The organism is Sellimonas sp., from assembly GCF_047234585.1.
GTDB lineage: Bacteria > Bacillota > Clostridia > Lachnospirales > Lachnospiraceae > Sellimonas > Sellimonas caecigallum.
Map to the genome: position 1 here is coordinate 42,068 of NZ_JBKSWG010000017.1, position 12,959 is coordinate 55,026.

The following is a 12,959-nucleotide window of genomic DNA, read 5'->3' on the forward strand; positions in this document are numbered from 1 at the left end:
TTTACTGAACAGATCCGAACTCTGCTTCAAGTCCCTGTTCGGATTTCCCCGGAATTTCAAGCTCTGAGCGGTCGTTTCTTACCACGTCATAAGCTTCCTGAAGTGTATTGACCAGGCTGTCGTATTTTGTTGTGTAATCTTCAAGTGTGCGTCCGATGATATTTTCTGCCTTCGCCATCAGATCATCTGCATACTGAAGAGCGCCGATACGGATATCGTTGGCGTCGCTTGCTGCGTTGTCCATAATCTGCTGCGCCTGCTCTGTGGCAGCCATCACAATTTCATTTGCCTGAGAATAAGCCTGCTGCATGATCTCATGCTCACTTACCATCTCGTTTGTGTGTGCCTGCGCTTCTTTGATCAAGTTGTCCGCTTTTGCCTGAGCGTCTGCAATAATCGCATCTTTATTTTCAATGATCTTCTGATACCGCTTGATTTCATCCGGAGTCTTCATGCGGAGTTCCCTCAGGAGTTCATCGATCTGATCTTTGTTTACAATAATCTTTGTGGTAGATAATGGTTGAAACTTACAATTGTCTATATATTCCTCAATCTCATCAATAATCTGCTCAATACGGCTGCTCATAACTACACTCTCCTTTTGCTTCGACAAGTTCTGTCAATTTCTCTGTTATTTTATCACGTTCCACCAAAGAACTCAATGTCTTTCGAGAAAAATATGCTTATTTGTCTTATATTTTTTCTCTTTGATAACACGGTATCCCATTTTCTCTGCATCTGCAAACTCTGTCTCAAGTGCCGCTTCTATAATGATGACGGTCTCTTCATTTAAGAGAGATGTTCCTTTCAATGCTTCCAGCGCGTCAAATTCTGCGCCGGTGCGATAAGGCGGATCCATGAAGATATAATCAAACGTCTCTTCCCCGTCCAGTCTTGCTATGGCGCTTAAGACGTCTGTCTGCATAACGACCGCTCCGTCTTCCAGCTTCGTTTTTTTTAAATTTTCCCGAATACACGCTGCTGCCCTTGGATTTTGTTCCACAAAGTATGCTTTCTTTGCACCTCGGCTTAAAGCCTCGATACCAATTGCCCCACTTCCGCTGAAAAAATCCAGGAAACGGCAGTCCAGAAGATAGGGCGTGATCATATTGAACAGCGTCTCTTTGATCCGGTCCGTCGTCGGTCTTGTATCCATCCCGTCTATCGTCTTCAACTGAATTCTTCTTGCACTCCCTGCTATTACACGCATGTTTTTTCCCTTTCCTTTCTGATATCGGTTCTTTTTTATTATACCGTTCTTCCTCTTTTTTTGTCAAACTGCCCGCTTCTTCCTCTTTTGATTTTCTTTCTTGAGAATGTCCCTTTCATATGGTAAACTTGTCTGGAAAAGGAGTTGATAGATCATGAAATATTTTATCGCATCAGACATACACGGATCCGCATATTACTGCAGACAAATGTTGGAGGCATTTGAAAGGGAAAAAGCCGACAGACTGCTTCTTCTCGGAGATATTTTATATCACGGGCCGAGAAACGATCTCCCGAAGGACTATGCCCCGAAAGAAGTCATAGCTATGCTCAACCCGTACGCTGACCGGATATTCTGTGTACGCGGCAATTGTGACACAGAAGTGGATCAGATGGTATTGGAATTTCCAGTTCTTTCTGAATACTGCCTTCTCTGCGAGAAGGGGCATCTGATCTTTGCCACACACGGTCATCATTTTAATCTGGATGAACGCCCAAAACTGACAAAAGGAAGTGTTCTCCTTCACGGACACACACATATTCCAGCATGCACACAGACCGAAACATTCACTTATCTGAATCCAGGATCTGTTTCCATCCCAAAAGAAGGAAGCTGTCATAGTTATATGACGCTGGAAGACGGTGTCTTTACATGGAAAGATCTGAATGGGGGTTCATACCAGACCTTTTCTCTTTAACAGACAAATACTGCTGTTGCTATTTTGCACAAGACCGGCAAGCTCCTCCAATACGGAACAGCTTGCCGGTTTTATTAACCTTCTCTTTTTTGTATATCCGGACAAACATTGTCCTGCGTATAGACAATCTGCATTTTCTGCCCTGCAAACGCAATTCCTGCCTCATCCATAGAAAGCTTGGCATTTTCCAGAATCCGCGCACGCGCCGGCCAGTACTCATCTGATTTTGTCCACGCACGGGCACAGAGCCTCACGTAACTTTCAGCCAGATCATCTACAAAGACATCAAGTTCCATATCTTTTACGACACCCGGATCATTGCGAAGCACCTCCCGGACAATTTGTTCCGTCTTTTTCAGATCCGCCTCATATCCAATCCTCACATAAAAATCCAGACGCCTCAGATCCTTCTCTGTAACATTGGTCATACTGTTATTGGCAAGAGTACCATTTGGAATCACGATCGTTTTATTGTCCACTGTGGAAAGTTTCGTATAGAAAATTTGAATTTCTTTTACCGTCCCTTCCTGATTGTTGGAATGCTCGATGATGTAATCCCCTACAACGAATGGCCGGAGCAAAAGAATTAGCACGCCCCCTGCAAAATTGGAAAGCGCTCCCTGCAAAGCCAAGCCGATGGCAACACCTCCGGAAGCAAGAAGAGCTGCGATGGATGATGTATCCACTCCAAACTTCGCAATGATGGACAAGATAAGAAGCACGTAAAGTCCTGCCTTTAAACAGGAATCTACAAACTGTTCCACTCCTTTGTCTGCATTCGAACGCTCGATGGAAGCACGCACAAGCTTCCTTACCCAGTTGATGACAACCCGTCCGACAAAAAAGACAACAAGGGCAAGAACAACCTGAAAAGCAAAGTCGACCATCTTCGGAAGGTTTTCATCCAGAAATTGCACCGCCATGCCAGTCTGCTCGGTAACTTCTTTTTGAATATCTTCCGCCATAGTTTCTGTCAGCAATGTATACATACTATTCCTCCTTACTTTTTCTCTGAAGATGACTTTTTCAGCTCCAGGAACGCTGCCAGATTTCCTCTCTTCCCGTGTGAAGCTCTGTGTGAAAAGAGCATATCCGGATTGCAGTTTGTACAGAGATTTGTCACTTTTATATGTTCCGGCAAAATTCCCGCCTCCAAAAAAACTTCCTCGTTTGCTTTCCAGAGGTCAAGCTGATATTTCCCGTTTGGTTTTTCATAAAAGAGTTGTTCCCAAAGGGAGTGGTCGAATTGCTTCTGGAATTCCTCGATGACATCTTTACTCACTTCATAGCAGTCCTGACAGATAGATGGGCCGATGCAGGCCAGTACATCTTCTGGTCTGCTTTGGTAAGCTTCTGTCATTCTTTCCACAGTACGTTTTCCGATCTTCCCTACCGTTCCCCTCCATCCGGAATGGGTAAGGCCGATGGCTCTGTTTACTGGATCCACAAAAAAGAGTGGAACACAGTCCGCATAAAAAGTAACGAGACAGATCCCCGGGACATTCGTGATCAATCCATCCACATCATCGTAGTCCACAGGGCACATGATCCCTTTCCCGCGATCTGCTTCCGTTATCTCTCGGATATTGACCGTATGTGTCTGCCTGGAGAAAACCATATCCTCCGGACAGACATCGATCGCTTCTCCAATTCTCCGGAAATTTTCCATGACAGCATTTTTATCGTCTCCTCTCGAAAAGCTCAGATTCATCGTACTGAAAATCCCTTCGCTTACTCCACCTAATCGTGTGGAAAATCCATGGCGGACGATACCAGTCTCTTCCAACATCGAGTTTGAAAGATACGGAACCCCATTTTTACCAATCTGAAGTTCCCAGACTTTGCTTTCATCTTTATAGTTCCACGTATCTGTCATACACGCCTCCTCTTCCCGTATCACAATACATATTGTGTCCCTTAATCTATGTATTCAAAAGCATGCTCATAGTGTCGGATCTCCATATCCGAGATGGCGATCACATCAAACCGGACCTGCTGTTCCACATCCGGATGCCGTGTCAGATAAAACAGCGCGCAGCGGGAAATGGTTCGCTGTTTTCTTCGGTCTACCGCCTCCTCCGGACTTCCCTTTCCATTCCCGGAGCGGTATTTCACTTCCACAAACACGATTTGGTCCTGTATACTTGCGATCAGATCAATCTCCCCGCTCCTGCAGCGGAAATTTCGTTCCAGAATCACATAACCTTTTTCTTCCAGATATTCGGCTGCCAACTCCTCATATCTGGTGCCGGTTCTCCTTCTGCTTTCCATGATTTTGTTTCCTTCCTACCGGATAAAATGTCCGATAAAACTACGGCGATGGATAGGAGTCGGCCCGTATTGCTTCAACGCTTCAATATGCTCCCGTGAACCGTACCCTTTATTAGAGGCAAATCCATATTGCGGGAGCAACGAGTCATATTCTTTCATAAGCCTGTCACGTGTGACTTTTGCGATGATACTGGCCGCTGCGATGGAAATACTTTTTTCATCTCCTTTTATAATAGGGACCTGAGGAATGTCTATCTCGGGGATCGTCACGGCATCATTAAGCAAAAGATCCGGATGTACTTTGAGATTTGCCACCGCATCTTGCATCGCTTCGTAAGTGGCATTGAGAATATTGATCTCATCGATGCGCTGAGGACTTCTCATACCAATTCCAACTGCTGTAGCCGTATCCATAATGATGTCATACAATTCATCCCTCTTCTTTTCAGAAAGCTTCTTGGAGTCATTGATATAGAGAATCCTGGCATCTTTCGGCAAAATTACTGCCGCTGCCACCACCGGCCCCGCAAGCGGTCCTCTTCCTACTTCATCGATGCCGCAAATATGAGTAAAAGACTGGTGTTTCTTTTCATAAACACACATCTTTTCCACCCGGGATCGCTCTCTTTCTTCTTTTTCTTCTTTTCTCCGATATGTTTCGAGAAGCTTTTTGACACCGGCGCGTTCGTCATTTTCATATTGTCCGAAGAGTATATGCCATTTATCCCAAGGTGTCTGTTCAAATTCCTCTTTGATCTCTTTTATGCTTTTACTCATGTACTACAAACCCCATTTCATCAAAAGGATAAATCCGGACCCATGCTCTGCCAAGCAGATCTTCCCTCTTCAGTATCCCTACACTCGGATCTCGGCTGTCAGAGCTGTGGTTCCGGTTATCGCCAAGGACAAAATATTCGTCGTCGCCTAGCTTGATAGGTTCTTCCGCAATACCGGCGCTCTCCATGGGCTCCGCGCCGTAACGTTCATCCAGTTTCTCCCCATCAATATATACAGCCCCGTCCTTAACCTGGACCATCTCTCCGGGAAGTCCAATGATCCGTTTGATATAGTAAGTGTTTTCTTCATACTGATATGGAAAAACGATGATCTCAAACCGCTTTGGGTCGCGGAAGCGGTAGGATAACTTGTCCACAATAAGGTTGTTTCCGTCCTGAAGCGTGGGCTCCATAGACTGTCCTTCCACTACCGTGCGCACACCCACAAATGTGACGACAAACCAGGAAAGAATCAGGACCACTGCAATAAACACAATCCAGTCAAGAATTTCCCTTCCGATACTCTTCTTTTGCTCCTTCTCTTCTTTCTTCATCTTGCATCTCTCCCCTTATTTCATTTCTTCCGGAAACTCCAGCGTCAGTCGTCCGAGTTTTCCGTTTCGGAAATCGTCGATAAACAACGCCGCTGCCTTTTCATAATCCAGTTCTCCCCCTTTTGTGACCGCATGGCGCATCTGTGCAATATTGGCCAGCGTCTTGTACGGATCTTCCATCTCCTCAGCTTTGTACTTTTCAAAGATCGTACCTGGATAATGCTTTTCCATAAATGCGATCATCTCTGCGGCAAGTTCTTCCATATTGAGGATTTCATCTTTAATAGATCCGATGAATGCAAGCTTTTTCCCCACTGTCTGATCCTCAAACTTTGGCCAGAGAATTCCCGGAGTGTCCAAAAGTTCTACGTTTTTATTGAGACGGATCCATTGTTTTCCTTTTGTCACGCCAGGCTTATTCCCTGTCTTTGCGCAGGCTTTCCCAGCCAGCGCATTGATAAAGGTAGATTTCCCTACATTAGGGATCCCAACCACCATGGCTCTTACCGGTCGGTTCAGTATTCCCCTTTTTCTGTCTCTCTCGATTTTCTCTTTACAAGCTTCCCGGATCACGCCCTGAATCGACTTGATACCGCCTCCCTGCCTGGAATTGACCTTTAAGACAGAAAATCCTTTCTGTCGAAAGTACGCTTCCCATGCATCGTTGCACGCTTCCACGGCCAGATCCGATTTGTTCAGAAGAATCAGGCGCGCCTTTCCTTTTCCAAGCTCATCTATATCCGGATTCCGGCTGCTTGCCGGGACCCGCGCATCCACAAGCTCAATGATAAGGTCAATGAGCTTTATATTTTCCTGCATCATTCGTTTTGCTTTGGTCATGTGACCAGGGTACCATTGAAAATGCATAGACTTCTCCTCCATTAAATAAACCCAAAATTGTCTCCAGGCGAAAGGATGAACCATGCTTCCCCAAGAATATCCTCTCGCTTGACATTGCCGATATCCGCTACCCGGCTGTCTTCACTGTTCAGACGATTATCACCCAGGACGAAATATTCATCTCCGTCCAGCGTCATCTCTTCCTTTGCGGTACCGGCATCTTTAATCTCTGATGTCTTATATTCTTCCTCCAGCTTTTCGCCGTCTATGTAAATTTCTCCATCCCGGATCTGAACGGTCTCTCCAGGAAGCCCGATGATCCGTTTGATATATGAATGAGAATTCTCATTCCCGTTTGGCTTGAACGCGATGATATCGCCGCGTTTCGGTTTACTTGCATCGTAGATCATCCGGTTTACCAGGACAATATCCCCATTTTTGATAACCGGACGCATAGAATCGCCGATATTATTGACCTGCTGTCCGAAATAGACAACGAAAACCAGCGCCAGCAGGCATACAAGAATGATCCGAAATCCCCAGTACGCTGTTGCCTTGATCAAATCGTAATTAATATGCTTTTTTTCTTTTCCAAACTGTAATCTCTTCATCATCTGCAATACCTTCCATGTGCCAAAATCCTTTGCACGCATCCACATACCTGTAAAAGAAACAAAAAGGGCAATATACTATATTCAGTATTTTGCCCCTTCCCATGTCCTATTTAACTAATTCTTTTACTTTTGCCTTCTTACCAACGCGGCTTCTTAAGTAGTTGAGTTTTGCTCTTCTTGCTTTACCTCTTCTTACTACTTCTACCTTTTCCACGTTTGGAGAATGCAGCGGCCATGTTTTTTCTACGCCAACGCCGTTAGAAAACTTTCTTACTGTGAAAGTTTCTCTTGTGCTTCCGCCCTGTTTCTTTAATACAGTTCCTTCAAACACCTGAATTCTTTCACGGTTTCCTTCTTTAATTTTTCCGTAAACTTTTACCGTATCTCCTACGTTAAATACCGGTGCGTTTTCTTTGAGCTGTTCAGCTTCAATCTTTCTGATAATTTCGTTCATTGTGTGACCTCCTTAGATTTATTTGACGTTCTTAATACTCATACTGTATCAGAGGACCATCTCGTTTCTTCCCACAACAGTACCAAGTGTATCATACTCTATTTAAGATTGCAAGTTGTTTTTAATATATTCGTCCAGAAATTTCCGCTCTTTTTCTGTAAGGACCGCCTCTTTCAGAAGATCCGGCCTCTTCTGCGCAGTGCGGATGATAGACTGCTCTCTCCGCCACTTTTCAATGTTTGCGTGATGGCCGGAAAGAAGGATCGGCGGCACCTGTTTTCCGTGCCATGTCTCAGGTCTGGAATACTGCGGATACTCCAGCAGATTATCCTGAAAACTTTCAAATTCAGCAGACACATCATTGTGCAGCACACCTGGGACGAGGCGTGAGATCGCATCCACCATGACCATGGCCGGAAGTTCTCCTCCCGTGAGGACGTAATCTCCGATGGAGACATAGTCTGTCACAATCTCTTCAAGCACCCTCTCGTCCACGCCTTCATAGTGACCGCAGAGCAGAACCAGTTCTTCTTCGCCTGCAAGCTCTTCCGCCATCTTCTGGGAAAATGTCTCTCCCTGCGGGGAAAGGTACACAACTCTGGGCCGCTTTGCCTGCGGGTCATCCAGTGAAATTCCCGCCTTTTCACAGACAGCCTTGTAACATTGATAAATAGGCTCCGCCTGCATCAACATCCCTGCTCCGCCCCCGTACGGATAATCGTCCACGCTTTGATGCTTGTTGAACGCATAATCTCGGATGTTTACCGCCTCGATAGAAAGCAACCCACGATCTTTTGCTCTCCCGATGATGCTTGTGTTCAGTCCCTGTTCCACCATGTCCGGAAACAGAGTTAAAATGTGAAAATTCATCTTTTCTCTCCTGTCTCTTCTTATACAAGCCCATTCATCAGATGGATCTTAATCCTGTTTTCTGCTACATCTACATCAAGGATGCACTCTTTGATAGCCGGGATCAGAACCTCTCCATGCTTTTCGCTGTCTACGATGTAGACGTCGTTGGCACCTGTCTCCATCACATCTTTCAGCTGCCCGAAGTATGTTCCGTCCTCTGTAACTACGTCCATACCTATCATATCGGCAATATAGTACTCGTCTTCCTGCAGTTTGGCCGCGTGTTCTCTTTTGACAAAGAGCGGCTGTCCCTTATACTTCTCTATATCGTTTATATTATCGATCCCGTTGAACTTGAGGATTGCAAACTGTTTGAAATATTTCACATGTTCGATCCTGAGCGGAATCTGTTCTTTTCCTGTATCCAGTATGACTTCTTCGAGTTCTTCAAAACGGCGGGCATCGTCGGTCGTCGGGAATACTTTTACCTCCCCGCGAACTCCGTGTGTCGATGAGATCACGCCTACTCTGAGAAACTGTTCCATTTTTCTCCTTCCCAGACAAAATTAAGAACAGCTCTGTGCATGGATACATGACAGCCTGTTCTTAAATTTATCTTTTATGCAGACACTTTACTGTGTAATGTCCACAACCACTTTTTTATCTTCTTTTGCAGCGGCTGCTTTCACAACGGAACGGATTGCTTTCGCAATACGTCCCTGCTTTCCGATCACCTTTCCCATATCACTGTCGGATACATGGACTTCGATGACGGTTGTCCTGCCTTCTGCTCTTTCTGTAACCACAACATTTTCTGGCTCATCAACGAGAGCCTTTGTAATTACTTCGACTAACTCTTTCATTTCGAGCACCTCCGAGGCCTTGACTATTTTTCAATTCCTGCTGCTTTAAAAATCTTGCTTACAACCTCTGTCGGCTGTGCTCCATTGTTTAACCATTTCTTTGCTGCTTCTTCATCTACTTTGAATTCGCTCGGATCGCGTGTCGGATCATATGTTCCGATTTCTTCGATGAATTTACCGTCTCTTGGAGAACGGGAATCAGCTACGATGATTCTATAGAAAGGAGCCTTTTTCTGTCCCATTCTTCTTAATCTGATTTTTACTGCCATTTGTTTCACCTCCGCATATTTATGAATATTTGTTTATGTTAAAAAGGTAATTTGAATTTTCCCTTTTTACCACCTCTGCCGCCCATCATTCCAGGCATCTGCTTCATCATCTTTTTCATCTGTTCATACTGTTTGCACAGCTTATTTACTTCCGAGATATCAACACCCGCACCTTTTGCAATGCGATGCTTTCTGGATGGATTCAGGATATCCGGATTTCTCCGTTCCTTCACTGTCATGGAGTAGATGATCGCCTCCATACGTTCCATCTTTTTCTGTGCTTCATCGGAATCGATCTCCGGCGTCTTTCCTGCCTTTCCAAGCATTCCGCCGCCAAGCCCCGGCAGCATCCCAAGGATATTGCCAAGTCCTCCCATCTTTCTCATCTGTTTCATAGATTCCAGATAATCTTCGAAATCGAACTGGGCTTTTTTCAGCTTCTGCGACATCTCTTTCGCCTTTTCTTCATCGATATCGGCTTCTGCCTTCTCAATCAGCGTAAGGATATCTCCCATACCAAGAATACGGGATGCCATTCGATCCGGATAAAACTGCTCCAAATCTGAAAGCTTTTCCCCCATTCCGACATAAAGAATCGGGCATCCGGTCACGGCCTTGATGGATAATGCTGCTCCACCCCTTGTGTCTCCGTCCAATTTCGTGACGATGACACCATCTATACCAATCTTTTCGTTGAACTCGCTTGCCACATTGACTGCATCCTGTCCTGTCATGGCGTCTACCACGAGGATTGTCTGATGAACAGTCACAGTCTCTTTGATTTCCTGAAGTTCCGCCATCATGTCCTCATCTATGTGAAGACGTCCCGCTGTATCAAGGATGACCAGGTTATTGCCGTTTTTTGCCGCATGTTCCATGGCAGCTTTGGCGATATTGGACGGCTTATGATTCTCGCCCATGGAGAATACTTCCACACCTTGCTTTTCTCCGTTGATCTGGAGCTGCTTGATGGCAGCCGGACGGTAAACGTCACATGCAACAAGGAGCGGTTTTTTGCCTTTGAGCTTAAACTTTCCGGCAAGCTTTGCAGTCGTTGTCGTTTTACCGGCACCCTGCAGACCTGCCATCATAATGACCGTCGTCTCTTTCCCCGGCTGGAGACGGATCTCTGTTGTCTCAGATCCCATCAATGATACGAGCTCCTCATTGACAATCTTGATAACCATCTGGCCCGGATTGAGTCCATTCATGACATCCTGTCCTACGGCGCGTTCCTGTACGCTCTTTATAAAGTTTTTCACAACTTTGAAATTGACATCGGCTTCCAGAAGAGCCATCTTTACTTCTCTGAGTGCAGTCTTTACGTCGTCTTCCGTAAGCCGCCCTTTGCTTCTCAGGCTGCGGAACACATTTTGAAGTTTTTCTGTTAAACTGTCAAATGCCATTTTATAACTCCTCTATAATCTCATCAGAAATCTGCCGGATCTCCTGGATCAGGATCTCTTTTTCTTTCTCCTGATATGTGTCCAGCAGGTTGTCGATCTGATGTACCTTTTCCTTGATCGTGAGAAACTTGCGTATCAGATGCAGTTTGTTTTCATACCCTTCCAGTGTCTTCTCGCACCTTCTAATCGTATCATGCACACCCTGGCGGCTGATCCCGCGATCCTGCGCGATCTCCCCAAGTGACAGATCTTCCAGTATGAACTGCTCGTATATCTCTTTCTGATGTTTTGTCAAAAGCTCTCCGTAAAAATCATACAAAAGAGTTTGCTTGATCAATTCGTCCATTTTTCTCACCTGAGCCATCATACTATAAAAGCAAACAGGTGTCAAGTGTTTTTTCTTGACACCTTTATTTTTTTACTACCTGTCCAGCAGTTTCTTTATGTTTAGTATACCTCTTCCTTGGACATGGCGACTTTTCCCTGTATCATCGGCGCGTTCCATCATTCGTATCTTGACTTCCACATTGCTCATATCCGGATATTTGCACAACAGAAGCGCCGCAGCGCCGGATACGATGGGTGCCGCCATGGATGTTCCGCTTTTCACGCTGTACATCTTGTGATTTTTCAGCCCACACCAGCCATTGCATGAGGTAATGTATGACCCGGGAGCCACAATATCCGGCTTGCAGACGCAATCTTTTGTAGGACCTCTTCCAGAATAATTTTTTCCAATCTTCCCGTTTCTGTCCCGTAATTCTCCATCATCTGAGGCTCCCACTGTGATAACTTTGGGACTGATGCCGGGGATAGTGACAGTCCCTCTGCCGGGCCCATAATTTCCCGCAGCTGTTATGACGACAAGCCCCGCATCCCACATACGCTCCACCCATCTGAGAAGCTCCGCTTCCTCTGTGTCTCCTTCGTGGGGAAGTGTACCGATAGAGATATTCACAATTCGGATTCCCCAACGCTCTTGATAATTGAGAACAGCCCGAATTCCGTCTATAAGATCCCTGATTTTCCCCTCTCCTCTTTTGTCCAGCACTTTTATGGCTACGATGCGGCACCCAGGTGCGATTCCTCTATAAAATCCGGATGACATTTTCCCGCTTCCTGCAATGATACCTGCTACATGAGTCCCGTGGGAATTGTCATCATACATTATTTTTTTACCGGAAACCATATCCCCAAAAGCAGCGATCCTTCCATCAAGATCCGGATGATTCGTGATCCCGGTATCAAGAACTGCAACCGTCACGCCTTTGCCGTCGATTCCTCCATGAAGGGTATCGTCGCAGTCGTACTGGATGGCTTCCCTGACATGCTTCATAATCAAAATCCCCTTTTTAAACAGCTTATTCATAAAAATACCTTCGGTTACTGGTTACACCAGGTCAAGGTCTTGGCCATCAACCAACTTTGAATTGACTTACAACGAATGTCTCTTTATACTAAAAAAAGTTGAAATCAACAAAACAAATGAAAGGGATAGGAAATCAATTATGGAAAGAGAAAAACTTGGATCCAGACTTGGGTTTATCTTACTGTCTGCCGGATGTGCAATTGGGATCGGAAATGTCTGGAAATTTCCTTACATAACGGGACAGTATGGAGGAGGAGCATTCGTCGTCTTTTACATCTTCTTCCTCGTTATCCTGGGGCTTCCGGTTATGACGATGGAATTTTCTGTGGGGAGAGCCAGCCAGAAAAGCCCAGTCCGGGCATATTATGTACTGGAGAAAAAAGGAAGTAAATGGCATTTGCACGGCTATGTGGCCTTGATCGGGAACTATTTTCTTATGATGTTCTACACGACTGTCGCCGGATGGATGCTGCACTATTTTTACATGACCGCCACTGGGAAATTCGAGAATGCATCCACTGAGAAGGTAGAATCCCTCTTCAATGAAATGCTTGCCAGACCTAGTGTCATGCTCTTTTGGATGGTTATCGTAGTGGCTGCCGGAATCTTGATCTGCTCAGTTGGGCTTCAGAAAGGGCTTGAGCGTGTCACAAAAGGGATGATGATCCTTCTTCTGCTTATCATGGTTGTCCTTGCAATCAACAGTCTGCTTTTAAAAGGCGGAGCAGAAGGCCAATGTCATTAAGTTAAGGAAAAATAATTAGATTCTTATATTAGAAATAAT

General features: G+C 45.3%; 18 protein-coding genes and 1 pseudogene. 2 read left to right on the forward strand and 17 right to left on the reverse strand.

The window, feature by feature from the left end; genetic code table 11:
- Position 1 precedes the first annotated feature (1 nt).
- Both ACLROL_RS08345 and rsmD read right to left on the reverse strand, forming a co-directional pair.
- On the reverse strand, positions 2 to 586 hold the full coding sequence (locus ACLROL_RS08345; RefSeq protein WP_087202609.1) for an ATPase: 585 nt from the start codon (positions 584 to 586) through the stop codon (positions 2 to 4).
- Positions 587 to 658: 72 nt separating this feature from the next.
- Positions 659 to 1,210 (reverse strand): 16S rRNA (guanine(966)-N(2))-methyltransferase RsmD, encoded by a 552-nt coding sequence (rsmD, locus tag ACLROL_RS08350; RefSeq protein WP_087210736.1) that lies wholly within the window; start codon positions 1,208 to 1,210, stop codon positions 659 to 661.
- Between the two features lie 154 nt (positions 1,211 to 1,364).
- Between rsmD and yfcE the strand changes: the two genes are divergently transcribed.
- Positions 1,365 to 1,907 (forward strand): phosphodiesterase, encoded by a 543-nt coding sequence (gene yfcE, locus ACLROL_RS08355; RefSeq protein ID WP_087202605.1) that lies wholly within the window; start codon positions 1,365 to 1,367, stop codon positions 1,905 to 1,907.
- A gap of 74 nt (positions 1,908 to 1,981) precedes the next feature.
- Here yfcE and ACLROL_RS08360 read toward each other — a convergent pair whose 3' ends face one another.
- The 15 genes from ACLROL_RS08360 to ACLROL_RS08430 all read right to left on the reverse strand — a co-directional run bounded on the left by ACLROL_RS08360 (position 1,982) and on the right by ACLROL_RS08430 (position 12,142).
- Positions 1,982 to 2,896: a mechanosensitive ion channel family protein gene (locus ACLROL_RS08360; RefSeq protein ID WP_087202603.1), complete on the reverse strand. Its 915-nt coding sequence runs from the start codon at positions 2,894 to 2,896 to the stop codon at positions 1,982 to 1,984.
- Between the two features lie 11 nt (positions 2,897 to 2,907).
- On the reverse strand, positions 2,908 to 3,783 hold the full coding sequence (gene pgeF / locus ACLROL_RS08365; protein ID WP_087210729.1) for a peptidoglycan editing factor PgeF: 876 nt from the start codon (positions 3,781 to 3,783) through the stop codon (positions 2,908 to 2,910).
- A 41-nt stretch (positions 3,784 to 3,824) separates the two neighbouring features.
- Entirely contained in the window at positions 3,825 to 4,178 is a 354-nt protein-coding gene (locus ACLROL_RS08370; RefSeq protein WP_413067679.1) for a YraN family protein, read from the reverse strand.
- A gap of 15 nt (positions 4,179 to 4,193) precedes the next feature.
- On the reverse strand, positions 4,194 to 4,955 hold the full coding sequence (locus ACLROL_RS08375) for a ribonuclease HII (protein ID WP_287449740.1): 762 nt from the start codon (positions 4,953 to 4,955) through the stop codon (positions 4,194 to 4,196).
- Positions 4,948 to 5,508 carry a signal peptidase I gene (gene lepB, locus ACLROL_RS08380; RefSeq protein WP_413067680.1) on the reverse strand — a complete coding sequence of 187 codons (561 nt, stop codon included), beginning with the start codon at positions 5,506 to 5,508 and terminating at the stop codon, positions 4,948 to 4,950. The genes ACLROL_RS08375 and lepB (ACLROL_RS08380) overlap by 8 nt, the downstream gene beginning before the upstream one ends.
- Positions 5,509 to 5,523: 15 nt before the next feature.
- On the reverse strand, positions 5,524 to 6,375 hold the full coding sequence (gene ylqF, locus ACLROL_RS08385) for a ribosome biogenesis GTPase YlqF (RefSeq protein WP_413067681.1): 852 nt from the start codon (positions 6,373 to 6,375) through the stop codon (positions 5,524 to 5,526).
- A gap of 14 nt (positions 6,376 to 6,389) precedes the next feature.
- A complete protein-coding gene (lepB, locus tag ACLROL_RS08390) occupies positions 6,390 to 6,959 on the reverse strand; it encodes a signal peptidase I (protein ID WP_287449748.1) in 570 nt (189 codons plus the stop codon).
- A gap of 109 nt (positions 6,960 to 7,068) precedes the next feature.
- The gene (rplS, locus tag ACLROL_RS08395; RefSeq protein ID WP_087202591.1) at positions 7,069 to 7,416 is read right to left on the reverse strand and encodes a 50S ribosomal protein L19; all 348 of its coding nucleotides are present in this window, start codon (positions 7,414 to 7,416) and stop codon (positions 7,069 to 7,071) included.
- Positions 7,417 to 7,518: 102 nt separating this feature from the next.
- Positions 7,519 to 8,286 (reverse strand): tRNA (guanosine(37)-N1)-methyltransferase TrmD, encoded by a 768-nt coding sequence (gene trmD / locus ACLROL_RS08400; protein ID WP_087202589.1) that lies wholly within the window; start codon positions 8,284 to 8,286, stop codon positions 7,519 to 7,521.
- A gap of 20 nt (positions 8,287 to 8,306) precedes the next feature.
- Positions 8,307 to 8,813: a ribosome maturation factor RimM gene (gene rimM / locus ACLROL_RS08405; protein ID WP_287449744.1), complete on the reverse strand. Its 507-nt coding sequence runs from the start codon at positions 8,811 to 8,813 to the stop codon at positions 8,307 to 8,309.
- An 87-nt stretch (positions 8,814 to 8,900) separates the two neighbouring features.
- Positions 8,901 to 9,131: a KH domain-containing protein gene (locus tag ACLROL_RS08410; protein WP_087202585.1), complete on the reverse strand. Its 231-nt coding sequence runs from the start codon at positions 9,129 to 9,131 to the stop codon at positions 8,901 to 8,903.
- A gap of 23 nt (positions 9,132 to 9,154) precedes the next feature.
- Positions 9,155 to 9,400 (reverse strand): 30S ribosomal protein S16, encoded by a 246-nt coding sequence (gene rpsP / locus ACLROL_RS08415; RefSeq protein WP_087202582.1) that lies wholly within the window; start codon positions 9,398 to 9,400, stop codon positions 9,155 to 9,157.
- A gap of 38 nt (positions 9,401 to 9,438) precedes the next feature.
- Positions 9,439 to 10,806, reverse strand: coding sequence for a signal recognition particle protein (gene ffh, locus ACLROL_RS08420; RefSeq protein WP_087202580.1), 1,368 nt, complete (start codon positions 10,804 to 10,806; stop codon positions 9,439 to 9,441).
- 1 nt (position 10,807) lies between these two features.
- The gene (gene ylxM / locus ACLROL_RS08425) at positions 10,808 to 11,152 is read right to left on the reverse strand and encodes a YlxM family DNA-binding protein (RefSeq protein ID WP_413067682.1); all 345 of its coding nucleotides are present in this window, start codon (positions 11,150 to 11,152) and stop codon (positions 10,808 to 10,810) included.
- Positions 11,153 to 11,227: 75 nt separating this feature from the next.
- The gene (locus ACLROL_RS08430) at positions 11,228 to 12,142 is read right to left on the reverse strand and encodes a S8 family peptidase (RefSeq protein WP_288722816.1); all 915 of its coding nucleotides are present in this window, start codon (positions 12,140 to 12,142) and stop codon (positions 11,228 to 11,230) included.
- Between the two features lie 172 nt (positions 12,143 to 12,314).
- Between ACLROL_RS08430 and ACLROL_RS08435 the strand changes: the two are divergent.
- Positions 12,315 to 12,908 (forward strand): annotated as a pseudogene (locus ACLROL_RS08435) (sodium-dependent transporter); the annotation flags it as partial.
- Between the last annotated feature and the right edge of the window lie 51 nt (positions 12,909 to 12,959).

Bases quoted from the DNA above. Each gene is read 5' to 3' on its own strand.
- ACLROL_RS08345 (WP_087202609.1), bottom strand. From the start codon at position 586: ATGAGCAGCCGTATTGAGCAGATTATTGATGAGATTGAGGAATATATA.
- rsmD (WP_087210736.1), bottom strand. From the start codon at position 1,210: ATGCGTGTAATAGCAGGGAGTGCAAGAAGAATTCAGTTGAAGACGATA.
- yfcE (WP_087202605.1), top strand. From the start codon at position 1,365: ATGAAATATTTTATCGCATCAGACATACACGGATCCGCATATTACTGC.
- ACLROL_RS08360 (WP_087202603.1), bottom strand. From the start codon at position 2,896: ATGTATACATTGCTGACAGAAACTATGGCGGAAGATATTCAAAAAGAA.
- pgeF (WP_087210729.1), bottom strand. From the start codon at position 3,783: ATGACAGATACGTGGAACTATAAAGATGAAAGCAAAGTCTGGGAACTT.
- ACLROL_RS08370 (WP_413067679.1), bottom strand. From the start codon at position 4,178: ATGGAAAGCAGAAGGAGAACCGGCACCAGATATGAGGAGTTGGCAGCC.
- ACLROL_RS08375 (WP_287449740.1), bottom strand. From the start codon at position 4,955: ATGAGTAAAAGCATAAAAGAGATCAAAGAGGAATTTGAACAGACACCT.
- lepB (WP_413067680.1), bottom strand. From the start codon at position 5,508: ATGAAGAAAGAAGAGAAGGAGCAAAAGAAGAGTATCGGAAGGGAAATT.
- ylqF (WP_413067681.1), bottom strand. From the start codon at position 6,375: ATGCATTTTCAATGGTACCCTGGTCACATGACCAAAGCAAAACGAATG.
- lepB (WP_287449748.1), bottom strand. From the start codon at position 6,959: ATGAAGAGATTACAGTTTGGAAAAGAAAAAAAGCATATTAATTACGAT.
- rplS (WP_087202591.1), bottom strand. From the start codon at position 7,416: ATGAACGAAATTATCAGAAAGATTGAAGCTGAACAGCTCAAAGAAAAC.
- trmD (WP_087202589.1), bottom strand. From the start codon at position 8,286: ATGAATTTTCACATTTTAACTCTGTTTCCGGACATGGTGGAACAGGGA.
- rimM (WP_287449744.1), bottom strand. From the start codon at position 8,813: ATGGAACAGTTTCTCAGAGTAGGCGTGATCTCATCGACACACGGAGTT.
- ACLROL_RS08410 (WP_087202585.1), bottom strand. From the start codon at position 9,131: ATGAAAGAGTTAGTCGAAGTAATTACAAAGGCTCTCGTTGATGAGCCA.
- rpsP (WP_087202582.1), bottom strand. From the start codon at position 9,400: ATGGCAGTAAAAATCAGATTAAGAAGAATGGGACAGAAAAAGGCTCCT.
- ffh (WP_087202580.1), bottom strand. From the start codon at position 10,806: ATGGCATTTGACAGTTTAACAGAAAAACTTCAAAATGTGTTCCGCAGC.
- ylxM (WP_413067682.1), bottom strand. From the start codon at position 11,152: ATGGACGAATTGATCAAGCAAACTCTTTTGTATGATTTTTACGGAGAG.
- ACLROL_RS08430 (WP_288722816.1), bottom strand. From the start codon at position 12,142: ATGAAGCATGTCAGGGAAGCCATCCAGTACGACTGCGACGATACCCTT.